Origin of the sequence: Desulfonatronovibrio hydrogenovorans DSM 9292, assembly GCF_000686525.1 — a bacterium.
GTDB classification, from domain to species: domain Bacteria; phylum Desulfobacterota; class Desulfovibrionia; order Desulfovibrionales; family Desulfonatronovibrionaceae; genus Desulfonatronovibrio; species Desulfonatronovibrio hydrogenovorans.
Map to the genome: position 1 here is coordinate 23,994 of NZ_JMKT01000015.1, position 24,259 is coordinate 48,252.

The window sequence follows — 24,259 nt, forward strand, 5'->3', positions numbered from 1 at the left end:
GGAATTGACAAGGGGACCTTTTATAAGATGATCGCCAAATCCTTTACCTACTCCGGGACCAAGGACAACAAATAGCCTGCTTGAAGCAGCTCCTTAGATCCTGATTCCCCCCTCAGCCAATTCCTTTAAGCTTTGGATGTCCAGCAGGACCACCATGTTTCCGCTGGTTTTAATCAGACTTTCGTCCTTCATCTTTCTGATTACCCGGGACAGGGTTTCAGGAATTGTCCCAAGAAGTGCAGCCAGCTGGGTTTTGTTGATATCCAGGCTGAACTTATTCTGACCGGTATTTTCCCTTAGCAGAAGAAGGTGAGTGGCCAGCCTGGCAGGGACTTCCTTTAAACTCAGTTCTTCCACCTTGCCGACCATTTGCCTGAGCCTCATGGACATGAGCCCGAGCAGGGCCAGGCTGAGATCAGGATTGTCAGCCAGCAGGCCCCTGAATTTATCCCTTGGAAAAAATAACAAGGTACTCTCTTCCAGAGCCAGAGCATTGGCTGGAAAATTTTTCCCGGCAAAAACAGCTACTTCCGCAAATATCTCCCCAGGGCCAAAAATGTGCAGAATGTGTTCTTTGCCAAAAGGAGACAACTTGTAGATTTTTATTTTACCTTTTGTTATTCCGTAAAAACCTATCCCTGGATCATTTTCTAAAAAAATGGTCTGGCCGGCTTCGACTTTTTTGATTTGGGCTATGCTTTCCAGGGCCAGGATGTGTTCCTGGGACAACGAGGAAAAAGTTGGAAAAATTTCTAGTTTTTTGTCCATGTTTTTTCTTTTTGACTTAGGTCAATGTTTTTTATCCTTAACCTACTATTTTTGCAACCAACGTGAACAGGTAAAACAATCTTGTAATCAAGGAGGAGCAAAATGTTTTGTTATCAGTGTGAGCAGACGGCCAAAGGACAGGGATGCACAAAGATTGGCGTGTGCGGTAAACAACCCGATACTGCAGCTTTGCAGGATCTTCTGATCTTTTCTCTGAAGGGTCTGGCCCAGGTGGCCACGGCCGGTCGGGAAAAAAAAGTCAACGATCCGGCTGTGGGCAGATTTATGGCTGAAGCCATGTTCTCCACTCTGACCAATGTTAACTTTGATCCTCAGCGTATTGCAGATCTGGTTAATGATACTGTCAAGAAAAGAGAGGAGTTAAAGATTAAGGTCAGCCAGGCCGGAGGCAATGTCCCCAATTCTGAAGCAGCTAAATTTGAGCCAGGAGCTACCCTGGACGAGATGGTTGCCCAGGGTGAAAAACACGGTATTCAGGAAGAAAAGGATCCCAACCAGGATATTCACTCCCTGAAACAGACGCTTATCCTCGGCCTGAAAGGAGTTTCAGCTTATGCTGATCATGCAGCTATCCTGGGCAAAGAAGATGACGCTGTTTACGAGTTCATTCAGAGAGGGCTGGCATCAACCCTGAGAGATGACCTTTCCCTGGAGCAGTGGATTGAGCTGGTTCTTGAGTGCGGCAGGATCAATGTCCGGACCATGGAACTGCTTGATGAGGGTAATACCGGAACCTATGGTCACCCTGTACCCACCAGCGTCCCCCTGGGAGCAAGGAAAGGGAAGGCCATATTGATATCAGGACATGACCTGAAGGATCTGGACATGCTCTTGAAACAGACAGAAGGCAAGGGGATAAATATTTATACCCATGGAGAAATGTTGCCCTGCCACGGTTATCCAGAGCTGAAAAAATATCCTCACTTTTACGGACATTATGGAACCGCCTGGCAAAATCAGTTGAAAGAGTTTCCCAGGTTTCCAGGGGCCATTCTTATGACCACCAACTGCATCCAAAAGCCTCAGGAAGCATATATGGATAATATCTTCACCACAGGCTTGGTTGGTTGGCCTGGAGTCACTCATATCAAGGACAAGGACTTTACTCCGGTCATTGATAAGGCCCTGGCCATGGAAGGCTTCACCCAGGATGAGGATAAGGGCGATGTAATGGTCGGTTTTGGACACAATGCGGTTCTCTCCGTGGCAGACAAGGTCATAGATGGGGTCAAGGCAGGAAATATCAAACACTTCTTTTTGGTGGCCGGCTGTGATGGGGCCAAGCCCGGCCGTAATTATTATACCGAGTTCGTGGAAAAAGTGCCTGAGGACTGCATCGTTTTGACCCTGGCCTGCGGCAAGTTCAGGTTTTTTGATAAGAAGCTTGGCGATATAGGAGGGATTCCAAGGCTTCTGGATGTTGGTCAGTGTAATGATGCCTACTCAGCAGTAAAGATTGCCCTGGCCCTGTCTGAAGCCTTTGAGGTCGGTGTGAATGATTTGCCCTTGTCTCTGGTTCTGTCCTGGTACGAACAAAAGGCAGTGGCTATTTTGCTGGCCCTTTTGGCTCTGGGGATCAAGGACATCAGACTTGGGCCTTCGCTTCCGGCTTTCCTGAGTGAAAATGTGCTCAATTATCTGGTTGAAAACTACAACATTAAACCCATATCAACTCCTGATGAGGATCTTAAGGCCATTCTAGGTTAAAAGTGAGAGCAGCACCAAGCTTCTGTACCGCATTCCAAAAGCCCTGTCCTTGACGGGGCTTTTGGGTTTGGGATATCCTGTATTTATGCGAAAAGATTTGTCTTTAACTGATTTTTGCTGGATGGACGGTCAGGTATTCTGTCCCAGATGCCGAGCCAGAAAAGTATACAATCTGAAAGACGGCAGATACAGATGCTCTAGCTGCAGGTATACATTTCAAGATTTCACCGGTCGCTGGATCAATCATTGTTCTATAAGCAACCGACAATGGTTTCAGCTGACAAGTCTTTTTGAAGCCGGGGCATCAGCTGCGGAAGTGTCCAGGCAACTCGGTCTGACTTATAATCAGTCTCACAAGGCTTTGAAGATCATCCGACTAAGCATCATGACCAGAGATGCAGCTTTTCTGGATCTTATGGATGGCCAAACCGAGATGAAGAGATTTTGCAGACCTCAAGGCTATGATGGTGAACCGGTACACTGCATGGGGGACCATGCTCCTGTCTTCAGATTGAGATTTAAAGGGTCAGGAGCTGAGGTTAGGATCGTCTCCAATCTTAGCGTCAAAGAAGTCATGTTCATGCCCCTTGAAAAGCAGTTCTTCAGATCAATGTTTGTTTGTCCGGAACCATCCTCTAAAGATTATCTTCTTTTTTCCTGCTGTTCTTACCTGAGAAAAAAAGCCCAGCAAAACCAGTGTAATAAATTTAAAAAAACCCTTGAGAATAAGTCTTCGTTCTGGGAAATGTGCTTCAGGCTCATGGACAATTACCACCGCATATCACCTGAAAGTTTTGCCCTGTATCTCAAGGAATTTGAACTCAGATTCAATTTCCGCGGAATTGCTCTTTCCAGGGAAATATTATCCTGTCTTTGTTCTTTTGTGCCAAAAACAACGTATTGAAAAATTGTTTGATTACATTCTTGGGTTTTGCCATATATGAATTCAAACTCCTAAGGTAGGAATTGTTTTGAGGCCGTGAGGCCTGGTTTATTAAAAGGAGGTGGGTTCATGAAGGAAAGGGCTGCAGTGTCCAAATCAGCTGTTCTGGCAATTTTGCTGGTGGGCATAGTTCTGACTGCCGGGGCCGGTTTCACCATGAAGGCCACGGATCAGGCTGAGTTCTGCGGCAGTTGCCACGTCATGTATGAGGCGGTGCGAACGCATCAGCAGTCGGTCCATGCCAAGCTTGACTGTAATGACTGTCATACTCCTGATCCGTTTATTCCCAAGATGACCTTCAAGACCTATGCTGGTATGAAGGACATGTACAAGAACACCCTGGGTCAGGTCTATGATGTGATTCATGCATCGGAAAAGACTAAAGAGGTGGTTAATGACAATTGCACCAGGTGTCATGCCATGACCACCTTGAACGTGGAAACGGTAAAACCATTTTGTACGGATTGTCACAGGCAGGTTCCCCACATGAACAAACTGCCCATAGCCCAAAGGAGGGTGGCTGATGAATAATAAAGTATTGCCCCTTGTTATGATGTTGTTCATCTTTGGACTGGCTACGGGATGTACTGAGATCCCTGAACCAAAGACTCCTTCTTATGAAACCACCCTGGATGCGACAGAAGACAGAAACAGTGCCTTTGAGGAATTTTTCCCCATCCATTATCAGACTTACCTCCAAAACAACGATGACAGCCAGATGACTGAATACGGAGGGTCTGTACCTCATGAAAAGCATCTGTGTGGAGACCTCCCCCAAGCATATAAATACTGTCAGCCATATCTGAAAAATCTGTGGACCGGATATCCCTTCAGCTTCGAGTACAACCGGGCCAGAGGACACACTTATGCCGTTCACGATCTTCTTGATATCGACAGACTCAACAGATACAGCGAGCAGGCAGGTCTGCCTTCTACCTGCTGGAACTGCAAGAGTAACAAGGTTCCCGGGTATGTTCAGGAATACGGTGATGATTTCTGGGCCATGGAATTCCACCAGTTCAGGGAAGAACATGACCTTGAGGATCACACCATAGGCTGTAATGTCTGTCATGATCCAGAAACCATGGACTTAAGGATTACCAGTGTTCCTTTAAGAGAGGCTTTTGAAAAGATCGGAATCGACTTGGAAAACGCCACCCGCAATGAAATGCGGTCCTATGTCTGTGCCCAGTGTCATGTCGAATACTATTTTCAGGACCCAAAGTTCGGAGCTCCAGCAAAGCCGATTTTTCCCTGGACTCTGGGCCTTAATCCTGAAGAACAGTATGAATACTATAAGGGTTTTGGCTCCACTACCAGAGAAGGCTTTGAAGGCTGGTTCATTGACTGGACCCATCCGGTTTCAGATACTCCCATGATCAAAATCCAGCATCCTGAGTTTGAAATGTGGCATGACGGTGTTCATGGAGCTGCAGGAGTTTCATGCGCTGATTGTCACATGCCTTATGTCCGGCTGGATGGAAAGAAAAAGATATCCTCCCATCGCTGGACATCTCCCTTGAAGCACATTGAACAGTCATGCCTGCAGTGCCATTCAGACAAACAGCCGGACTATCTCAAGGAAAGGGTTATCTACAGTCAGGAAAGGACTTGGGAACAGCTTTTAGTAGCCCAGGAAATATCGGTAAAGGCTCATGAGGCAGTCAGGCTGGCTTCTGAATACCAGGGAAGCAGGCATGCTGACTTTAATCAGCTCATGATTCAGGCCAGGGAAAGGATTCGCAAGGGTCAGATGTTCTGGGACTGGGTCTCGGCTGAGAACAGTGCCGGTTTTCATAACCCAGCCAAGGCCCTTGAGATCTTGGCCAAATCGCAGCAGTACAGCCAGCAGGCGGTCAATTATGCCATGCAGGCCACCAACTATGCTATAGCCCCGGATCTGGAAGGTGATATTTACGAAATCGTTCCGCCCATCAAGGAACATAGCCGAAAACTGCAGATGAGCCAAGAACACCTTGACTCCCATACATGGCTGCAGTATCTGCCAAAGTTTGAGGAGGCCGACCTGATCTGGGATCTCAACCAAAGAGTCAGATAGCACAGGTCAGCAGGTTTTTTTGAGCTTCAAAGTCCCGGCCCGTCTTCTAGGGCCGGGACTTTATTTTTTGGGACACCCAATATGTTCAGATTGTTTCCTATATTGTCATGTCTGATTTTAGGTGCTCATTCCCTGCGAGCTGAAAATCATCTTCAGATGGGATTTTGGCTTTTTCTGATGGTCCTGATCTTTTCCAGAAGTGTTCAAGTTGTAATATTCTGTGCAGGAGCCATGGCTGTGGGAATATTCATCTGGCTTGACGCTGCCTGGGATATTCTTGTTTTCAGGCTTCAGGCTCAGCTGCCGTATTTTCGGTTACTGGCCATAATGGGAACGGCCTTGGTAATAATGGTCTGGAGTGTTTACTGGCTCCTTGCCAGAGGGGCATACTTAAAAAAAGACAAGATATAACAAGACGGGTAGGAGTTTTTGATGGTTTCACTATTTCAGGTTTCATCTGCCAATGATTTGGATTACAAAGATCCTTTCAAAATTAATGAACCAGAGGTCCTGGCTTTGGCTAAAGAGCGGGATCCAGCCGGAGCTGTTCTGGATCAACACAAAGCTATTGGAAAAATCCCGCTGCTGAGGTTCATCATTGATACAGTGCCTCACTTCATATTGATCCTCAATGACAAAAGGCAGGCGGTACTGGCCAACCAGCCTCTTCTGGGTCATCTAAATGTTTCTGATTATCAGGTCATTCTTGGTCAAAGACCAGGTGAGCTGATGGGATGCATCCATGCTCTTCAAAGTGAAGATGGATGCGGTACAACCCAGTTCTGCAACTACTGCGGAGCATTTCAGGCTTTGCTTGGCAGCCTGGAGGGAAGCACCACCCAAGGTGAGTGCCGGATTATGAGGGGACATTCTGGTTATACTGAAGCAATGGATTTTGCTGTGAAATCTGCTCCCTTTGCTCATGACGGACAAAAGTTTATTTTTTTTCACCTGACAGATATCAGCCAGAGAAAACGAAAGCAGGTCCTGGAAAGAATTTTTTTTCACGATATCCTGAATGGAGTAGGCGGGGTGATGGGGGCTCTGGAAATTGCAATGGACAATGCCAGATCAGAAGATCAGGAGATGCTTGGTCTGGCATTGAACCAGACCAAGATGGTCATTGAGGAAATTCAGGCCCAGAGATCTCTTAATGAAGCTGAAGCCCATGAACTGGCAGTTAATCCTGAAGAGATGAATACTCTGGATGTGCTCAAAAGCGTCCAGCAAACCTATTCATCTCATTCTGTAGGTCAGAACAGAAGCATTCTTATCCCTAAGGACACGAAAGGGAAATTGCTTACAACTGATCTAGTTATACTTTCCAGAGTGGTGGGTAACATGCTCAAAAACGCTCTGGAGGCTTCAGCACCAGGGGATATGGTGGAGCTTGGAACAGAAAACAAAGACAATAGCGTTGTCTTCTGGGTAAGAAATTCCCAGGTTATTCCTGAAGATGTCCAGCTTCAGCTATTTAAACGCTTCTTTTCAACCAAGGGAGAAGGAAGAGGGCTTGGTACTCACAGCATCAAGCTTTTAACTGAAGAATATCTTAAAGGAAGGGTGTGGTTTGTTTCAGACCATGAGCATGGAACAGTTTTTTATGCTGAACTTCCTCTGGATTTGGGTCTTGAAGAGCGAAATTTGCCAGAAAAGAAGATCAGAACCTAACTTATAAGGGCATAAAAAGGGCTTTAACCTGGAACATCGGCATATTAATTTTGATGGCAAATGGACAATGCCAGCAATTCATTCAGTCCTTGAGAGAGGCTCTGATCAGGATATATTAGAGCTGAAAGAGCTGGTAAAAATAGATAGGGAGCTGGCAATGATGGTCTATGAGTGCTGTAAACATTCAGATGTTTACGCACTCCCAAAGCTTTTCACGTTGATGATAGAAGACTTGTATTTGAAGGTTACTGCTGAAGATTTGTAAAAGCCGATGCTTTTTTTGTGACTTCTTGACTTGGATCAATTTTTTCCAGCCATAAAGGTGAAATCTTAAACTTGTCTTGAAAGGCGGTTGTCTTGGTTTTTGAACTTTTTAATAAAAGGAGTTTGCAAAATGGCCAGAACTGTTGTGCTGGACCAGGACGAGTGTATAGGCTGTGAAGCTTGCGTGGAGTTATGTCCGGAGGTATTCGCTTTTGACGAGGAAACCGAAAAGGCAAGGGTGATAAAAGAAGAAGGTGGTCCTGAGGAAGAGATTCAGGAAGCCATAGACACTTGCCCGGTGGAATGCATTCACTGGTCTGAATGATCAACAAGGCGGCTTTTTACAGCCGCCTTGTTTTTGAACTCAAAATAAAAACACTTTGACAAGAAAAAATGAACAATAAATGGTATGTGCTTGAGGCTTGTAGGGGATTTTCAGGCAAAGGATGTCCAAACTGCGTAGCTCCCCATAAGGATTTACCGGATCGTTATGACAGGGTTATTGAAGAGTTATCCAGACAGAAGCTTGATGAAAACAGGAACGAGCAACTTGTAAGGCCCCATAAAAAAATGAAGATCAGTTTGTCTGGATGCCCCAATGGCTGCTCAAGACCCCAGATCGCTGATTTGGGCGTTGTAGGGGTTCTTAGACCAGATATTGGAGCAGGATGTTCCGGTTGCGGGATATGTGCTGCGGTGTGCAGGGAAGGCGCGGTCCAGGTTATAGGCAAGACTGCAGTAATTGACAGGGGAAAATGCCTTGATTGTGGGGAGTGCTGTCTTGCCTGCCCGGAAGGATCGCTGGTAGAGATAATGAATGGATACAGGTTGCTGGTTGGCGGGAAGCTGGGCAGGCATCCCAGGTTGGCCAGAGATCTGGGAATGATCTGCACCCGAAGACAGGCAGAGGATGTTTTACAGAAGATACTGGAACTACACAAAATGTCTGTTGATCAGGGAATACGGCTCAGCTCTTTAATTGAAAATTTTTCAATTCAAGAATTTTCCTGGCATGATGTCTAAGAATCTTTTTGCCTGGAAAGGCTTTAAGTAGATCAGGAGATGCTCCTAATTTCGGCATGGATGTTTTGGTCTGCTGGTCCAGGCCCGGAGTTCGACAGCTACCCCCTTTGAGCGGTTCATGACACCTTTCTAGCTGTCTGCGCAGCTTAACATAAGAGTAAGCCATTGCCCGTTATCATCTCTGTACCCCCCCCTCAGTGAGTTGAGGATGTCAACTAACCAGACTTAGCCAGTCTCATCGATTAAATTTCCGGTCATTTTGTGCAGTATTCTCAGCAGAATTTCTTCCAGAGAAAGAGTTGGAGTCTGTCTTCTGGCCTCTACAGCCTGATCCATGATATCTGCCTGTGATTCAAGGGCATTGGCCTGGTATTCCAGGCTGGACTTCCGGCTGGTATAAATGTCCTCAAGAGTTCCTGTCAGCCCATGCAGGCCTTCCAGAAGAGAAATCTGGCCGTCAAGGTCGGCTTCATCCTCCAGGGCTGATCCCTGCAGATCATCCCACTTTTCACTCAGATCCCTGAAAGACAGATTGAACCCTCCTTCTGTTAAGGAGTGAATGTAGAGCATGCCTTCCTTGCTTATGCCTTCTTTGGCTGCACTTGACTTCCCCCATTGGCTGCCGTCCAGTAAAGCCAGATCGTTGAATTTGGTATTTTGAACAATATTCTGGATCTTGTCCTTTAATGCGTTGTAGTCTTGTTCGGCATCCTCCCAGTCCAACTCATCGTTCTTGACCTTTGTGGCCAGTAAATCCATCTGGGCCAGAGTGTCTTTGATCAAGCCGACCCCTTCAGCTGCAACTCCCATTACCTGTGCTGCCTCCTGAACATTTTTTGAGTGCTGGCGAATGGCTGCACTGTCAGCCCTGAGTTTTCCAGTAATGGCTTCATCAAAGGGATTGGTCAGGGGCTTGACCGGAGGACGACCAATCATCATTTCGCGAAGGTTTTTGCCGATGGAGGAGCCGTGGAAATAGGCGTTGATAAGCATGTCCTGTTGCCAGAGCTGAACAGAAGTACTGTACAAAAGGTATCTTTCAAGATCCATTAGGGACATGGTGTTCTCCACAGGCATTTCGGGTATAAGAATCCTTTTTAAGATATCGGCATTGATGGGTTAAACTTTAGCCTTTCATCCTTGCAACCGTCATTGATTGGAATTAAAATTCAACTGGTTGAAAAAAAGTGACTCCATTTTGGATGATTTTTTGAATATACCTTTAAGTCCAGCTCATAGGAAAAGTTGTGGTCAGAAATACTGGTTTTACTCCTGAAGACCTGATCAGGTCAGTGGTTGATCAGTGTACTGATTGTGAACAGTGCCGAGAAATGCTGGATGGGGTGTGTCCTTTTTTTGGTGAGCTGTACTGCCTTTTTGACAGGGAAAGACAAGGAAAAGGACTGATCAGTTCCAGGGACCTGCGATCTTTGGTAGATCTTTGTAATTTTTGTGGCCTGTGCCCATGCCCGGACATACGCTCAAGAATTCTTTCGGCCAAAAGTAATTTCATTGCCAGGGAGGGAGTATCTGTCAGTGTCAAATTAGTCCAGGATGTTGAAAGGCTGGCCGGATATTTAACCAGATTCCCAGGCATGGGAAAATATTTGGCCAAAGCAAAAACAGGTTCCGGCATTTTAAAAAAAATGACTGGAATTCATCCTGAGCGGAAGCTCCCTGAAATACCTGGCTGTGACTTTCCGGCTTGGGCCAGTGAACAAGGACTGTGTGTGGAAAAAGAAGGTCAAAAAAAGCAAAGATCAGTAGCTTTTTTTGCCGGATGTACAGCCAGATATTTTTTCCCCGGGGTGGGCAGGGCTGCAGTCAGGGTGCTGCAGAAAAACCGAATTGATGTGTTTTATCTTTCTCAGAAGTGCTGTTCCATGCCGGTCCTTTTGGAAGGTGATTTTTCATTTGCCCTGAAGCTTATGCAGTTTAATCTTGAACACCTTGGTCAGGCTTTGGAAAAGGGGTATGACCTGGTAACCTCATGTCCAACCTGTGGATACATGTTTAAAAAAATTCTTAAGGAAAAAGCCTATTATTCCAAAGAATACCAGGAGATGGCCGGGGCAGACAGTCAGTTTTTGATGGTTCCGGAAACGGACAACTGCCAATCCTGGCCGAGTCAGAGGAAATACAGGAGATTGCACAGATCCATGTATGCAGGTATTCTCAAAGACGACGGAGTGTTTTCACCATTACCCGCTCTTAAGCGGATCTGGATTGGTGAGAATGTAATGGACATGGGAGAATATCTGGGCATGCTTTACAGATCGGGCCGCCTGGATACAGGGTTTTCCCCTGTCCCCAAAAGGATTGCCTATTTTCCTCCCTGCCATGTCAGGGAGCAGAATATTGGACAGCCGTATGTTGAATTACTCAAGATGATTCCAGAACTTGAGGTCCAGGTGGCTGATGGGGCCTATCTTTGTTGTGGTATGGCAGGAATAATGGGATTTAAAAAGAGTTTTCACGCCAAATCTCTTCTCATGGGCAATCCGCTTTTCTTAAAAATTCTGGAAATTGAGCCGGATATTCTGGTTACGGATTGTTTGAGCTGCAGGCTGCAGTTTGATCAGGTCTTGCCCTTTGTCCAGGCTCATCCTCTGGAGATCATGGCTGAGGCGTATAAAAGACTTTAATCCAGGTCATAGCCAACCTGGTTTTTAGATAATAACAGGTAATCAAATAGCTCAAGGAGTTGCAATGCCCAAGATTGTGGCGGTCTGTACCAGCCCTAAAAAAGGTCAGAGAAAAAAGGATATCAGAGAGGGCAGGCTGATCAGGGAACATGGGCTGGATGGTGACGCCCATGCCGGAGACTGGCATAGACAGGTCAGCCTGCTGGCCATGGAGAGCATAGACAAGATGCGCCTTGCCGGTCTGGATGTGGGGCCTGGTGATTTTGCAGAAAATCTGACTACAGAGGGTATTGAGCTTTATACCCTTGCCCTGGGAACCAGGCTCAGGATAGGACCTGAAGCAGTGGGAGAAGTGACCCAGATCGGCAAGGAATGCCACACCCGTTGCGCCATTTATCATCAGGCCGGGGACTGTGTCATGCCCAGAGAAGGTATATTTATCAGGGTCTTGACCGGGGGACAGGTTAAAACTGGTGATGAAATAGTGGTGGAACAGGGAAGCTAATTTTTTCGTCAAACACCTTGTCAGGTCCAACTTTTTTCCTACAGGAGACGTCTTGACCCTGCCACTGCTGGCCTTGATTGCTTCTATCCCCATACTAGTCGCCCTGGTAATGATGGTCGGGCTGCGTCTTCCTGCGACAACCGCCATGCCTTTGTCATGGGCTGCTGCGGTTCTGGCCGGATGGTTCGTATGGGACATGCCTGTGGGTTATCTGCTGGCCCTCACCATCCAGGGAGGGATAACCGCCCTGGGGATCCTGATAATCGTGTTCGGGGCCATTCTGATTCTCATGACTCTGCGTGAATCCGGTGCAATGGAGACCATTCAGAGCGGCATGCAGAGCATATCACCAGACATGCGGGTTCAGGCCCTGATAATAGGGTTTTTGTTTGCAGCCTTTATCGAGGGAGCAGCCGGTTTTGGAACTCCGGCAGCCCTGGCTGCGCCGCTTCTACTGGCTCTTGGTTTCCCCCCTCTGGCTGCTGCAGTAATCTGCCTTTGCCTGAATACATTCCCAGTTTCATTCGGCGCTGTGGGGGTTCCAATAACCATGGGTCTTAGTTATCTGCGGGATCTTGTTGATGCTGCCCTTGGGACAGGAGCTACAGGTTTATTGTTTTCTGATTATGAGTCTTTTGGAGTGGTCATCGGCCAATGGGTGACCATCATGCATCTGCCCATGATCTTTATCCTGCCCATCTTCATGCTGGGATTCATTACCAGACTTTTTGGGCCGAACCGCTCCTGGAGGGATGGATTCCAGGCCTGGAAGTTCTGTTTGTTTTCATCCACTGCCTTTTCGTTGCCGTATCTTTTTCTGGCATGGGTGGCAGGGCCCGAGTTTCCTTCATTAATCGGCGGGCTGATTGGGCTGGGCCTGGTTGTCTGGGGAGCTAAAAAGGGTCTGGCCATGCCAGACCAAGTGTTCACTTTTAAAGGTTCCAGGGCATGGGACCCTGAATGGACAGGAAGTGTTGCGGCAATAGAAGAGACCAGGTTCACAGCCCGCATGTCCCAGGTGCGGGCCTGGATGCCATACATTCTGATCGGTCTGATCCTGGTCCTGACCAGAATTGATGAACTGGGCCTCAAAGCCTGGCTCTTATCAAAGACCCTGACCATCTCCAGTATCCTCGGATACGAATCAGTGGAGGAATCAATATCCATACTTTACTTGCCCGGTACGATCCCTTTCATGCTGGTGGCTCTTTTGACCGTTTTTATGCATTCCATGAGCCTTGGGCAGGTAAAATCAGCTTGGTTAGATACATTCAGGCGGGTCAAGAGTCCGGCCATTGCCCTTTTTTTTGCAGTGGGCCTGGTGAGCATTTTTCGAGGATCAGGTGCAGATGATTTACTGTTGAATCCCCACCAATACCCGTCAATGCCGCTGGCTGTAGCCGAGAGCATTGCCGGACTGGTCGGTCAGAGCTGGCCTTTTTTCGCGGGTTTTGTTGGAGGACTGGGGAGCTTTATCACCGGATCCAATACGGTTTCAAATCTTTTGTTTGCGGAATTTCAATGGGGAATGGCTGAACAGCTTGGCCTGTCTGTCCAGATAATTATTGCTGCCCAGGTGGCTGGCGGAGCCCTGGGAAACATGATATGCATCCACAATATTGTAGCTGTCTGCGCTGTTGTGGGTTTGGCCGGAAAAGAAGGCATGATCCTTAGTCGGACTTTCTGGCCGTTTTTACTTTACGGGGCGTCAGTGGGTCTTGTGGCTATGCTGATGTGTTTTGTGTTTTTGCCGGACATTTTCTAGGATCCGGTCAACTATTAAGGCTTATTATCATGAAGTTAAAAATACTGGTTGTTTTACCCATGTACGGGGGGTCTCTTCCGGTGGGCAGGTTTTGTGCCGAGGCCCTGAAACGACAGGGTCATCTGGTGGAGGTCTTTGAAGCCCCTGACTTCCATTGCGCTTTTACTGCTCTAAAAGGCATAAGAGTCAGCTCTTCCAGTCTGGAATATCTTGAAAACAGCTTTTTACAGGTGGTTTCCAGTGCCATCCTGGCTAAAGTTGACTTTTTTCAGCCTGACCTGGTGCTGGCTTTAGCCCAGGCTCCATTAAGCCGCCAGGCCTTGAAAAGACTAAGAGCGGACAAAGTCAGGACAGCCATGTGGTTTGTGGAGGATTTCAGGATATTCGGATATTGGCGGGCCTTTGCCCCTTATTATGATGTATTTGCAGTCATTCAAAGGGAGCCTTTTTTTTCAGAGCTTAAAGCCGCTGGTGTTGACAACCATCTCTACCTTCCCATGGCAGCAGATCCTCTTTATCATAAACCTCTGGAGCTTGGTCTGGTTGAACAAAAAAAGTGGGGAAGCGATCTTTCCTTTATGGGAGCTGGATACCCCAACCGGCGCAAGGCGTTCAAGGAACTGACCAGCTATGATTTTAAGATTTGGGGTACGGAATGGGACGGGGATTCAATTCTGGCTCCTTTTGTTCAGATGGGTGGCAGAAGGATCAGTTCTGAAGAATGCGTAAAAATATTCAATGCATCCAAAATCAACCTGAACCTGCATTCAACCATGGATCAGAATCAACTGGTCGGCCAGGGAGACTTTGTAAATCCCAGGACCTTTGAGCTGGCATCTTGTGCTGCATTTCAGCTGGTAGACAGAAGAGGTCTAATGGACGAGCTTTTCAGAGATGATGAACTGGCCTTTTTCTCAGACATGGCCGACCTCAGAGAAAAGATTGATTATTATTTGGCCCGGCCTGAAGACCGGGCGTTGATGGCTGCAAAAGCCAGAAAAAGGGTGCAAAGTGAGCACACCTATGAGCATCGGATGAAAACTCTGGTTGATTATGCAGTTGAAAAGCTTGGTCTTAAAAAAGAGTCTGCTGCAAATCCTGTATTGGATGAGCTTTCGCCTGAGCTTAGACAGGACCTGGAATCCATGCTGGCCAGGCTGGGCCTTTCGCCCAATGCCCGGTTCGAGGATGTGGTCCACTATATCAGGCAGGAAAAAGGCAGGCTCAGCCCCCTGGAGACATCAATACTCTTTCTGGACGAATGGCAGAAACAGTATAAAAGCTGACAACCAGATATTGAAGGAACTGTTCTCAGTTAACTGGGACAATTTGGTTTTTAGTGGAACGACTTCAGATTTTTCCCGGCCTTTACCGTGCTTTCCGGGAACTGTTAATGAGAGCTGGCTCCCGGGTCTTGTTGACTGGACCAGGACAAGTGCCTAGGATTCATTTTTTTGAATGACCCTTCCAGACTTTTCTATGTTTAACTATCTAATAAATAAGGATATTGTTTATGATAAAGCCCAGCACCCAGATTCGTTTAGAAGGAATGAACGCCATTATCCTGGCTATTCTGGCCACCCTGGTATTTGCTCTTTTAGGCTGGGGATTCCTGGCTCTGCTCGGTCTGGTGAGTGTCGGGTTTATTCTCAATTTTTTCAGGGATCCGGAACGGGTTGTCCCGGATGAACCCGATGTTGCAGTAGCACCGGCCGATGGCAAAGTGGTCAAGGCCGGATTGATGACTGACCCCATAACCGGAGAAGAAAGGCAGGCCATATGCATTTTCATGAATGTTTTCAATGTTCATGTAAACAGAATGCCAGTGGCTGGAAAAATTGAAGCCATAAAGTATTTTCCGGGCAAGTTCTTTAATGCTTCTCTGGACAAGGCGTCCAGGGACAATGAGAGATGCGCCTGGCTATTAAGTGATGAAAAAAAAGGAAAATGGACCATGGTCCAGATAGCCGGGCTGGTGGCCAGAAGGATTGTCTGTCTGGCTGAAAAAGGTGACCAGCTTGCCCGTGGGGAGCGTTACGGGCTTATCAAGTTCGGCTCCAGGGTTGACCTTTTCCTCCCAAGTGAATATGAAATTGCAGTAGATATCGGTGACAAGACCATTGCCGGGCAAACAATCATTGCCAAGAAAATAAGTTGATTAATGACCAATAAATCAGGCCCAAAACACAAGGGATTTTATATCCTGCCTAACTTGCTGACCACAGCCAGTCTGTTTATCGGCTTTATGGGCATATTGTGGGCCATTGAGGGCCGGTTTGAACTGACCGCTCTGGCCATCCTGGCTGCCTGTATTTTTGATGGTCTTGATGGCAAGATTGCCAGACTGACTAATTCGACCTCTGATTTTGGAATCCAGTTTGATTCTTTGTCCGACCTGGTTTCGTTTGGAGTGTGTCCGGCGCTTATGATTTATTTATGGCAGACCCATGCCTTTGATCAGGTCGGGCTGGCAGTAGCATTCTTGTTCATGGCCTGCGGAGCCCTCAGGCTGGCCAGGTTCAACCTCCAAACCAAGAATCTGCCCAAGAGTTTCTTCCTGGGGCTGCCCATCCCTGCGGCTGCCTGTACTTTGGCCACTCTGGTCCTTTTTACTACTTATCTGCCTGAAACACTGCTGACGGTTGTCCTGCCCAAGGCAACCCTGGCCCTGACCTTTGCCCTTGGCCTGCTTATGATCAGCAAGGTGAAATATGCTTCATTTAAAGAACTTGAGATGGTCAGGCTCCATCCATTTTCTTCAACGGTCACGGCCATCATGATTTTTGTTCTGGTGGCTTCAGAACCCAAATTTCTGGGCTTTCTGTTTTTCATGGCCTATGTCTTTTCAGGTCTGATATACACCTACCTTTACCTTCCTCTACGCAAGCCTGCAAACCTACGAGAGCCCAAAAAGGAGCTCTCATAATTATTTAATATTTCATATTGACCGCTTTGGTCGCCTTATTTCAGGACTTGAGTCTTTGGAGTGATGAGTCTAACCTTTTTAGGGGTTTCTGGATAACACACCATAACAGATCTGATTCAGATAACCCTGTTCCTGATGGCTAAGTTGACTCCTCACTCAGTAGACTTGTAACTTATTATATTTTTTATTTAAATAAATCAGGGAGAAATACCATGTCCAACAGAGTATATATATTTGATACCACCCTTCGTGATGGCGAGCAGTCACCTGGAGCGACCATGAATACCAGGGAAAAGGTACGGCTGGCCAGGCAATTGGAAAGGCTCGGTGTGGATATAATAGAGGCCGGGTTTCCAGCTGCAAGCCAGGGAGATTTTGATTCAGTCTCTGAGATAGCTGCTTCAGTGAAAAATGCCGAGGTGGCCGGACTTTGCCGGTCAGTCAAAAAAGACATTGATGCTGCCTGGGGGGCAATAAAGGAAGCTGCAAAACCCAGGATTCACACCTTTATTGCAACTTCTGACATCCATATGAAATACAAGCTGGGTAAGAGCAGGGACCAGGTCCTGGAGATGACCAGGGATGCTGTGGCCTATGCAGCAGGCCTTTGTCCCAATGTGGAATTCTCAGCTGAAGATGCTTCCAGGTCCGAGCCCCAATTCCTGGCTAAGGTGGTTGAGGCAGCCATAGCAGCCGGAGCAAAAACTATAAATATTCCCGATACAGTGGGCTATGCCCAGCCTTATGAATATGGAGAGCTGATCAGGTTTCTTTTGGACAACGTGGAAAACAGTCACAAGGCGATTTTCAGTGTGCATTGTCACAATGACCTGGGCCTTGGCGTTGCCAACACCCTTGCAGCGATCAAGGCTGGAGCCAGACAGGCCGAGGTGACCCTGAGCGGAATTGGAGAAAGGGCTGGAAACGCTGCCCTGGAAGAAGTGGTCATGGCTTTGAATGTCCGGGCAGACTACTATGGCCTTGAAACCGGAATTGATACAGCCCAGATTTATCCGTCCTGCCGGCTTCTCTCCATGATCATCGGGCAGCCCATTCCTCCTTACAAGGCCATTACTGGAGCCAATGCCTTTGCTCATGAATCCGGCATCCACCAGGACGGCATGCTCAAAAACAGGCAGACTTACGAAATCATGACCCCGGACAGCATCGGCAAGTCATCCAGTGACATCGTTATTGGCAAGCATTCAGGCCGCCATGCCCTGAAGAGCAAGCTGGACGAACTTGGCTACCGCCTGACTGAGGAGCAGCTTTCCCAGGTTTTTCAGGCAGTAAAAAACCTGGCTGATAAAAAGAAACAGGTTTTTATTGAAGATGTGGAAGCTGTAGTCCTGGAAGAGGTTTACCGGATACCTGATAAGTTCAAACTGATCTACCTGAGTTCCATGTCCGGAAACATGGCCATTCCAACCGCTGCCCTTAAAATGGAAGTCATGGGTGAGGAAAAGCAGCTGTCGGATTTCGGAGTGGGTCCCATTGACGCGGTTTTCAATACCATTGACCATTTAGTTGAAAGAAGTCCAAAGCTTATGCGTTATTCGGTCAATGCTATCACTGGCGGGGCTGATGCCCAGGGAGAGGTTACAGTCAAGCTTGAAGAAAACTCCATGACCTCAGTGGGCCGGGCATCAGATCCGGATATCATTGTGGCCAGTGCCAAAGCCTATATAAATGCCTTGAACCGTCTGGCCAAAAAGGAAAGTGACCTTGAAGAAGGCAGGGCTGATGGATCTGGTGACCATGCACCTTAGCTGAATAGCTACCTGAAGATCAGGAAGCCTGTCTGATTTGTTTGGATTTTTATTGTTAATTATGAGTCCTGACTGCCTTATACCAAATAGGAGATAACCATTGTGGCAAAGACACTAGCTCAGAAAATTCTGCAAATGCACTGCAGGGAAGAGGTTAAGGAGGCCGGCCAGATTGTTCAGTGTGAAACCAGCATGGTGCTGGCCAATGATATCACTGCTCCCCTGGCCATTGATTCGTTTCGGAAAATGGGGGCTAAAAGGGTGTTTGACCGGGAAAAGGTCGCTTTGGTCTGCGACCATTTCACCCCCAATAAGGACATTGATTCAGCCGAGCAGGTCAAAAAGGTCCGGGAGTTTGCAAAGGAAATGGGCGTGGTCCATTACTATGAAGGTGGGAACGTAGGGGTTGAACACGCTCTCTTGCCTGAGTTGGGCCTGGTCGGGCCAGGAGACATAGTGGTAGGCGCAGACAGTCATACCTGTACTTATGGAGGGCTGGGCGCGTTTGCCACCGGTATGGGCAGTACTGACATAGCTGGAGCCATGGCTTTGGGCGAAACCTGGTTCAAGGTTCCGGAAAGCATCAGGGTGAACATCGCAGGAGAGCTTGAAAAATATACCACGGCCAAGGATATTATTCTGCACCTGATCGGGCTGATCGGGGTTGACGGCGCCTTGTACAGGGCCCTTGAGTTTGCCGGACCGGTTGTTGACCAGTTGGAAATGGAAGGCAGGATGACCATGGCCAACATGGCTATTGAGGCTGGAGGTAAAGTCGGGCTTTTCCCATCAGATCAGAAAACCCTTGAATATTGCAGCCAGAAAGGTTTTGAAAATGCCATTGAGATATTCCCTGATGCCGGGGCTTCATACTACCGGAAAGTAGAGATTAATATGACCGGTATGGGACCTCAAGTTGCCTGTCCCCATCTTCCTGACAATGTCAAAGGCATTGATGAGCTTGGAGGAATCAAAGTCGACCAGGTTGTGCTTGGTTCATGCACCAATGGCCGCATTTCTGATCTGAGACAGGCTGCCCGGATTATTGAAGGCCAGAAGGTGAACCCCAAGGTCAGATTCATTGTGCTGCCTGCAACCCCAAAGATTTATGAGCAGGCTCTTGATGAAGGGTTGCTTGGCATCTTCATCAAGGCCGGGGCAATTATCGGCCCTCCGACTTGTGGACCATGCCTTGGTGGACACATGGGGATTCTGGCTTCAGGGGAAAAATGCCTGGCCACGACCAATCGAAATTTCAAAGGTCGGATGGGCAGCCTGGAAAGTGAAGTCTACCTCGGATCTCCTGTGGTAGCGGCTGCTGCGGCCATAGCCGGTGAAATTATTCATCCGGAAAAGCTGTAATAGCCAGCAGATTGCCCATCTTGCTTTTGATGGATGAGAGTTCAGGTGCAGGAGAGCCTTTGGTTTTATAAACTATAGTGGAGAATTCAGATGAATTATAAAGGTCAAGCTCATAAGGTCGGAGATCACATAGATACTGATGCCATCATACCGGCCAGATTCCTGGTGACCACAGATGCAACAGAGCTGGGAAACAAATGTTTTGAAGGACTGGAAGAAGGCTGGGTAAAAAGAGTGAACAAAGGAGATATCCTGGTGGGCGGGAAAAACTTTGGCTGTGGTTCGTCCAGGGAACATGCCCCGATAGCTATCCTTGGGGCGGGCATGCCAGTGGTTGTTGCTCATAGTTTTGCCAGGATATTTTATCGTAACGGGTTCAACATGGGCCTGGTCCTTTTGGAAATCGGCGACGACATAGCCGGGATAAATGACGGTGATGAGCTGGATATTGATGCAAAGACCGGAATTATCAAAAATCTCACCACCAATAAAGAAATCAGGAGCCGTCCGGTTCCAGAGTTCATGGCTGAAATCCTGGCCAAAGGGGGATTAATCCCCTATGTTCGGGAAAAGGTGGCTCAGTAAAATTTAAGGGTAGTTTAAGTCCTGATTTTTTTCTGTAAATCTGAAACACACAGGAATTTCTATGCACATGAAGATATGCGTTTTGCCCGGGGATGGAATCGGCAAGGAAATAATGATTCAGGCTGAAAAAGTCATGGCCAGGATTGCTGATCTCTTTGGCCATGATCTGGAGATTGACCATGCTCTGATCGGTGGGGCTGCCATTGATGAAAAAGGTGTTCCCCTTCCTGATGAAACCATTGAACTCTGCTCGGGCAAAGACGCTATCTTGCTCGGAGCAGTGGGCGGACCCAAATGGGATGAGCTGGATAAAGCAATTCGTCCTGAAAAAGGACTTTTGGGCATCCGCAAAGCTTTTGATCTTTTTGCCAATCTGAGGCCTGCGCTGCTCTTTCCTGAGCTTAAAGACGCATCCCTGCTTCGGCCAGATATTGTGGACAAGGGCATTGATCTTCTGGTGGTCAGAGAGTTGACCAGCGGGATATATTTTGGAGAGCCAAGGGGGGAGGAAATAAGAAACGGTCGAAAATTTGCCTTTAACACCATGATCTACTCCGAAGATGAGATAGAAAGAGTGGCAAGGGTTGCCTTTGAAGCTGCAAGGAAAAGGCGCTCAAAGGTTTGTTCGGTGGACAAGGCCAATGTCCTGGATGTATCTCAGCTCTGGAGGGAGATCGTAATAGAGACGGCCAGGGAGTATCCTGATGTGGAACTCAGCCATCTCTACGTTGACAACGCAGCCATGCAGCTGGTCCGGGACCCGTCCCAGTTTGACGTTATTCTTACCTCAAATCTTTTCGGAGACATCCTTTCGGATGAGGCTGCGGTAATTACCGGATCTCTGGGCATGCTCCCCTCTGCATCCATGGGTCTGAAGAACCCAGCTCTGTATGAGCCTATTCATGGTTCTGCTCCGGATATTGCCGGACAAGATCTGGCCAATCCACTGGCAACCATTCTCTCTGTGGCCATGATGTTCAAGCATTCCTTTGCCTTAGACAAAGAGGCTATGGCTATTGAAGGTGCAGTTAAAGATGTTCTGGAAAAAGGCTTCCGAACCGGGGATATCATGTCTTCGGGTATGAAGCAGGTTGGTTGTGATGAGATGGGGAATCTGGTGGTTCAGGCCCTTTAGCCGGATCTTTTTCTAATCAGTTTTTTTCGGAGGACAAGATTCATCAGAAAATCTTGTCCTCCAGTTTGATGCTGACAGTCTTAGCTGTCCCCTAAAATTTGCCTGATTCGGCACACACCACAGATATCCTCGGATGTGGGGTAACCACAGTTCAGACAGGGCGTGGGCTTTTGACCCTCTTCCCGGTCCATCTTGGCAAAAGCTTTTTGTCCCCGGCTAAGAAATCCCTCATAAAAATTCAACTTTCGTCCTGGCTGCTTGTGCTCAAGCTCATCCATCAGGGTCTTGTAAAATGTGAAGCTTGCCCCTTTGCTGTAGGGACATGGAGTAAATCCGTAATCAATTCCAGCCAGAAAAGAGAGGTTGGCTGTCTCAAACTCTCCCATCCGGTACAAGGGCTTAACTTTGCGCACAAAGCCATTTTCTGCAGGAAGTAAAGGGCCTTGATCTCCCAGGTAGGCAGCGTCCCATCTGAAGACATTGGAAAAAAGCCTGGCCACTTCATCATCAAGGTTGTGTCCGGTGGCAAGAACGTTAAAGCCATTATCCATTGCAAATTTATTGAAATAATATCTTTTAATTTTGCCGCATACCGAACAGACAGGCCTTTTGATTATCTTTTTCACTTCTGGAATGGGCAGTCCCATTTTTTCCATTTCCAGGATGTAGAGTTCAAGTCTGTTTTCTGAACAAAATCTTTCCACATGGGATCTGGCATCTGCTGATGAGCCTGGGATGGCCAGATCAATATGCAGTCCGGAAACGTCGTAGCCGAGTTTTTTCAACTGCCAGGCCAGGGCCAGAGAATCCTTTCCTCCGCTTAAGGCGATGAGGATTTTGTCGTCATGGCTGAACAGCTTTTTGTCCTTGATGGCTTTTTCAACCTGTCTTTCAAAGAAAAGCAGATAGCATTCAGGACAGAATCCGGCGTTATGGCTGGGAAGGGCAATTACAGCCGTATCTTTGCATCTGGTACATTTCATGTTATCCTCTGGATGCCACAACCCTGACTTTTAGCTGGTCATCTGGAAATATCTGGACATCCGGGGTCAAAAGCCGGCCTTCCCTGATGACCAGGGCCTGGGTCGGCTTAAGGCCTAGTTTGTTAAGCAGTCCCAGCACAGTTGCGACCCTGGGGATTTCCTTAATTTTATTTTCCGGCTGAAGAAGGACTTGCATCTGCTTGCTCTTTGATTCTGTTTAGATTATCTGGTGTTATTAAGTTGGATTAAGACAAATATTCCTGTTAACCGGGCATTAACTCCACGAGGAGATGGTTTTATGAGTAAGAAGATTCTGGTTGTCGATGATGAGCTTCATATCAGGATGCTTTACCAGGAAGAGTTTGAAAGCCTTGGTTATAAAGTTGTCACATCAGATGGCTCCGAAGACATCCTTGCCCTGCTTGAGAAAGAAAAGCCCGGTCTGGTTGTGCTGGACATCAAGCTGGGTCATGACCGGTCAGGCCTGGATATACTTCAGGAAATCCGTTCCCAGGACCAGGATATCCCAGTAATTTTGTGCACAGCTTATGACAGCTTTCAGCACGACCTAAAGTCCATTGCCGCAGACCACTATGTGGTCAAGTCTGTGGACCTGACCGAGCTGGTCGGAAAAGTAAAGAAAATTCTAAGCTAATCAGGCTGGTTACACTTTGCCTCCTAGATGCACCAAGTTTATGCTTGGGGTTACCTGCCTCTTTGATACCTGTTTACAGCCCGGTTGTGTTCCTGCAGGGTTTTGCTGAAGTGATGGGAACCATCGTTTCTGGATACAAAATACAGGTAGTTATGTTCTTCTGGAAACAGGGCTGCTTTAATGGAAGCCAGGCCCGGTGAGCAGATGGGGGTGGGAGGAAAGCCCCGATGTCTGTAAGTGTTGTAGGGATTGTCCCGGTCTTCCAAATGAGATCTGCGCAGCCTGCCTTCAAATTCTTCTCCCAGGCCGTATATTATCGTGGGATCACATTGCAACAGCATGTTTTTCTGGATCCGGTTGTGAAATACCCCGGAAACAATCCTTCGTTCCGCACTGATCCCGGTTTCTTTTTCAACAAGTGAAGCCAGATTAATGGTCTGATAGACTTCATCGAAGTCCATCTGCTCCCACAAGTGTCCGGTGGATTTCCAGAACTGGCCGATCATGATACTGATAAGCCTTCTGGCTCCAATGTCCCTGGTGGGTGAGAGATAGTAGGTCTCTGGAAATAAAAAACCTTCAGCGCTTTTTCCGTGTACTCCAAGTCCCTCCAGAAAGTCCTGGTCATTAACCAGCCTGCTGAATTCTTCAAAATCAACCAGCCCTTCATGCTCCAGCAGTCTTCCGGTCTGCCACCAGCTCAGACCTTCCGGGATCTGGATTCGGTTCAAGGCTTCACGGCCTATGGTCAGATGGTCAAGTATCCTGACCATGGACCATGAGGGATCCAGCTGGTAGTGACCGGCCTTGACATCTCTGGCCTGGCCGGTGAGCCTGCCCAGAAAATAAAAGACCATTTCATTTCTTATGAGATCTTTTGAATGAAGCTGAGTTGCAATGCTTTTAAAGCTCTGGCCATGGTTGATGCGGACAATGGTTTCCAGGCTTTTGGCACTGGCAGGGGTGGTTATGGAGTGGTAGAAATAACCGGCCCCTGATATGAGCAGCAATGCAAAGAAAATCAGAAAAGAAAAGATTGCTTTTTTCATGTCACGATGTCTGATTCAAAAAGGTTTCAAGGATAAGAACTGCTGCCATCTGGTCAAGATTCTCTCTGACTTTGGTCTGGCTTAACTTTCGCTCCAAGAGCATTGATTTTGCTTCTCCAGAGGTAAAAGCCTCATTGACGGTGTAAACAGGCAGATCAGTTCTGCGGCAGAGACTCTCTTTAAAATTGATTGCCTGCCTGCATGTAAGGCTTGGTTCCTGGTCGGCCTGGATGGGAAGCCCCAAGACCACGGCCTGGATGTTCTGTTTCTCAATTATGTCCATGAGCTGGTCAAAAGTATCCTGCCGGGTGGTCCTGACAATGGTTGCCAAGGGGAAGACCATGCTTTGGCAGGGGCTGCTCACAGCCAGGCCGATTCTTTTCAGTCCAAAGTCAATTCCCAGATAGCGCATTTTGATTAATGT

26 protein-coding genes and 1 pseudogene are annotated in these 24,259 nt (G+C 47.5%); 21 read left to right on the forward strand and 6 right to left on the reverse strand.

The window, feature by feature from the left end:
* Positions 1-93: 93 nt before the first annotated feature.
* Entirely contained in the window at positions 94-768 is a 675-nt protein-coding gene (locus tag P771_RS0112080; protein WP_028575343.1) for a Crp/Fnr family transcriptional regulator, read from the reverse strand.
* Positions 769-870: 102 nt separating this feature from the next.
* On the opposite strand from P771_RS0112080, the gene hcp reads away from it, so the two are divergent.
* The 10 genes and pseudogenes from hcp to P771_RS18395 all read left to right on the forward strand — a co-directional run bounded on the left by hcp (position 871) and on the right by P771_RS18395 (position 8,456).
* Positions 871-2,496: a hydroxylamine reductase gene (hcp, locus tag P771_RS0112085; RefSeq protein WP_028575344.1), complete on the forward strand. Its 1,626-nt coding sequence runs from the start codon at positions 871-873 to the stop codon at positions 2,494-2,496.
* 85 nt (positions 2,497-2,581) lie between these two features.
* Positions 2,582-2,698, forward strand: a pseudogene (locus P771_RS19240) (transposase); the annotation flags it as partial.
* 114 nt (positions 2,699-2,812) lie between these two features.
* The gene (locus P771_RS0112090) at positions 2,813-3,400 is read left to right on the forward strand and encodes a hypothetical protein (RefSeq protein WP_244147327.1); all 588 of its coding nucleotides are present in this window, start codon (positions 2,813-2,815) and stop codon (positions 3,398-3,400) included.
* A 108-nt stretch (positions 3,401-3,508) separates the two neighbouring features.
* Positions 3,509-3,970 carry a cytochrome c3 family protein gene (locus P771_RS0112095; protein ID WP_028575346.1) on the forward strand — a complete coding sequence of 154 codons (462 nt, stop codon included), beginning with the start codon at positions 3,509-3,511 and terminating at the stop codon, positions 3,968-3,970.
* Positions 3,963-5,498 (forward strand): ammonia-forming cytochrome c nitrite reductase subunit c552, encoded by a 1,536-nt coding sequence (locus tag P771_RS0112100; protein ID WP_028575347.1) that lies wholly within the window; start codon positions 3,963-3,965, stop codon positions 5,496-5,498. The genes P771_RS0112095 and P771_RS0112100 overlap by 8 nt, the downstream gene beginning before the upstream one ends.
* A 156-nt stretch (positions 5,499-5,654) precedes the next feature.
* Positions 5,655-5,909: a hypothetical protein gene (locus tag P771_RS0112105; RefSeq protein ID WP_150112191.1), complete on the forward strand. Its 255-nt coding sequence runs from the start codon at positions 5,655-5,657 to the stop codon at positions 5,907-5,909.
* Positions 5,910-5,930: 21 nt separating this feature from the next.
* Positions 5,931-7,169, forward strand: a complete 1,239-nt coding sequence (locus P771_RS17465; protein WP_051617305.1) for a sensor histidine kinase — start codon at positions 5,931-5,933, stop codon at positions 7,167-7,169.
* 67 nt (positions 7,170-7,236) lie between these two features.
* Positions 7,237-7,434, forward strand: coding sequence for a hypothetical protein (locus P771_RS0112115; protein WP_028575349.1), 198 nt, complete (start codon positions 7,237-7,239; stop codon positions 7,432-7,434).
* Positions 7,435-7,563: 129 nt separating this feature from the next.
* On the forward strand, positions 7,564-7,758 hold the full coding sequence (locus tag P771_RS0112120; RefSeq protein ID WP_028575350.1) for a ferredoxin: 195 nt from the start codon (positions 7,564-7,566) through the stop codon (positions 7,756-7,758).
* Positions 7,759-7,826: 68 nt separating this feature from the next.
* A complete protein-coding gene (locus P771_RS18395; RefSeq protein WP_051617306.1) occupies positions 7,827-8,456 on the forward strand; it encodes a hypothetical protein in 630 nt (209 codons plus the stop codon).
* A gap of 225 nt (positions 8,457-8,681) precedes the next feature.
* On the opposite strand, the gene P771_RS0112130 is transcribed toward P771_RS18395, so the two are convergent.
* The gene (locus tag P771_RS0112130) at positions 8,682-9,515 is read right to left on the reverse strand and encodes a flagellin N-terminal helical domain-containing protein (protein ID WP_028575351.1); all 834 of its coding nucleotides are present in this window, start codon (positions 9,513-9,515) and stop codon (positions 8,682-8,684) included.
* A 188-nt stretch (positions 9,516-9,703) separates the two neighbouring features.
* On the opposite strand from P771_RS0112130, the gene P771_RS0112135 reads away from it, so the two are divergent.
* The 10 genes from P771_RS0112135 (at position 9,704) to leuB (ending at position 21,148) form a co-directional block, all read left to right on the forward strand.
* Complete coding sequence (locus P771_RS0112135; protein WP_028575352.1) at positions 9,704-11,101, forward strand: heterodisulfide reductase-related iron-sulfur binding cluster; 1,398 nt, start codon at positions 9,704-9,706, stop codon at positions 11,099-11,101.
* Positions 11,102-11,165: 64 nt separating this feature from the next.
* Complete coding sequence (locus tag P771_RS0112140; RefSeq protein ID WP_028575353.1) at positions 11,166-11,606, forward strand: MOSC domain-containing protein; 441 nt, start codon at positions 11,166-11,168, stop codon at positions 11,604-11,606.
* A gap of 52 nt (positions 11,607-11,658) precedes the next feature.
* Positions 11,659-13,371 (forward strand): L-lactate permease, encoded by a 1,713-nt coding sequence (locus tag P771_RS0112145; RefSeq protein WP_028575354.1) that lies wholly within the window; start codon positions 11,659-11,661, stop codon positions 13,369-13,371.
* A gap of 29 nt (positions 13,372-13,400) precedes the next feature.
* Complete coding sequence (locus tag P771_RS0112150) at positions 13,401-14,657, forward strand: CgeB family protein (RefSeq protein WP_035244499.1); 1,257 nt, start codon at positions 13,401-13,403, stop codon at positions 14,655-14,657.
* Between the two features lie 227 nt (positions 14,658-14,884).
* Positions 14,885-15,529, forward strand: coding sequence for a phosphatidylserine decarboxylase family protein (locus tag P771_RS0112155; RefSeq protein WP_028575356.1), 645 nt, complete (start codon positions 14,885-14,887; stop codon positions 15,527-15,529).
* Positions 15,530-15,532: 3 nt separating this feature from the next.
* Complete coding sequence (pssA, locus tag P771_RS0112160) at positions 15,533-16,297, forward strand: CDP-diacylglycerol--serine O-phosphatidyltransferase (protein WP_028575357.1); 765 nt, start codon at positions 15,533-15,535, stop codon at positions 16,295-16,297.
* Between the two features lie 212 nt (positions 16,298-16,509).
* Positions 16,510-18,066 (forward strand): 2-isopropylmalate synthase, encoded by a 1,557-nt coding sequence (locus P771_RS0112165; protein ID WP_028575358.1) that lies wholly within the window; start codon positions 16,510-16,512, stop codon positions 18,064-18,066.
* A gap of 102 nt (positions 18,067-18,168) precedes the next feature.
* Positions 18,169-19,428: a 3-isopropylmalate dehydratase large subunit gene (gene leuC / locus P771_RS0112170; RefSeq protein ID WP_028575359.1), complete on the forward strand. Its 1,260-nt coding sequence runs from the start codon at positions 18,169-18,171 to the stop codon at positions 19,426-19,428.
* Positions 19,429-19,518: 90 nt separating this feature from the next.
* On the forward strand, positions 19,519-20,013 hold the full coding sequence (locus P771_RS0112175; RefSeq protein WP_028575360.1) for a 3-isopropylmalate dehydratase small subunit: 495 nt from the start codon (positions 19,519-19,521) through the stop codon (positions 20,011-20,013).
* Positions 20,014-20,074: 61 nt separating this feature from the next.
* On the forward strand, positions 20,075-21,148 hold the full coding sequence (leuB, locus tag P771_RS0112180) for a 3-isopropylmalate dehydrogenase (RefSeq protein WP_028575361.1): 1,074 nt from the start codon (positions 20,075-20,077) through the stop codon (positions 21,146-21,148).
* 80 nt (positions 21,149-21,228) lie between these two features.
* Here leuB and P771_RS0112185 read toward each other — a convergent pair whose 3' ends face one another.
* Together P771_RS0112185 and P771_RS0112190 are read right to left on the reverse strand one after the other, a co-directional pair.
* The gene (locus P771_RS0112185) at positions 21,229-22,131 is read right to left on the reverse strand and encodes a PP-loop family protein (RefSeq protein WP_028575362.1); all 903 of its coding nucleotides are present in this window, start codon (positions 22,129-22,131) and stop codon (positions 21,229-21,231) included.
* A 1-nt stretch (position 22,132) separates the two neighbouring features.
* Positions 22,133-22,327, reverse strand: coding sequence for a hypothetical protein (locus tag P771_RS0112190; protein ID WP_028575363.1), 195 nt, complete (start codon positions 22,325-22,327; stop codon positions 22,133-22,135).
* Between the two features lie 102 nt (positions 22,328-22,429).
* On the opposite strand from P771_RS0112190, the gene P771_RS0112195 reads away from it, so the two are divergent.
* Positions 22,430-22,786, forward strand: a complete 357-nt coding sequence (locus tag P771_RS0112195; RefSeq protein ID WP_028575364.1) for a response regulator — start codon at positions 22,430-22,432, stop codon at positions 22,784-22,786.
* A gap of 50 nt (positions 22,787-22,836) precedes the next feature.
* Here the strand turns inward: P771_RS0112195 and mltG are convergent, their stop codons facing one another.
* Together mltG and ruvX are read right to left on the reverse strand one after the other, a co-directional pair.
* On the reverse strand, positions 22,837-23,835 hold the full coding sequence (mltG, locus tag P771_RS17475; protein ID WP_051617308.1) for an endolytic transglycosylase MltG: 999 nt from the start codon (positions 23,833-23,835) through the stop codon (positions 22,837-22,839).
* Between the two features lies 1 nt (position 23,836).
* Complete coding sequence (ruvX, locus tag P771_RS0112205; RefSeq protein ID WP_028575365.1) at positions 23,837-24,247, reverse strand: Holliday junction resolvase RuvX; 411 nt, start codon at positions 24,245-24,247, stop codon at positions 23,837-23,839.
* Between the last annotated feature and the right edge of the window lie 12 nt (positions 24,248-24,259).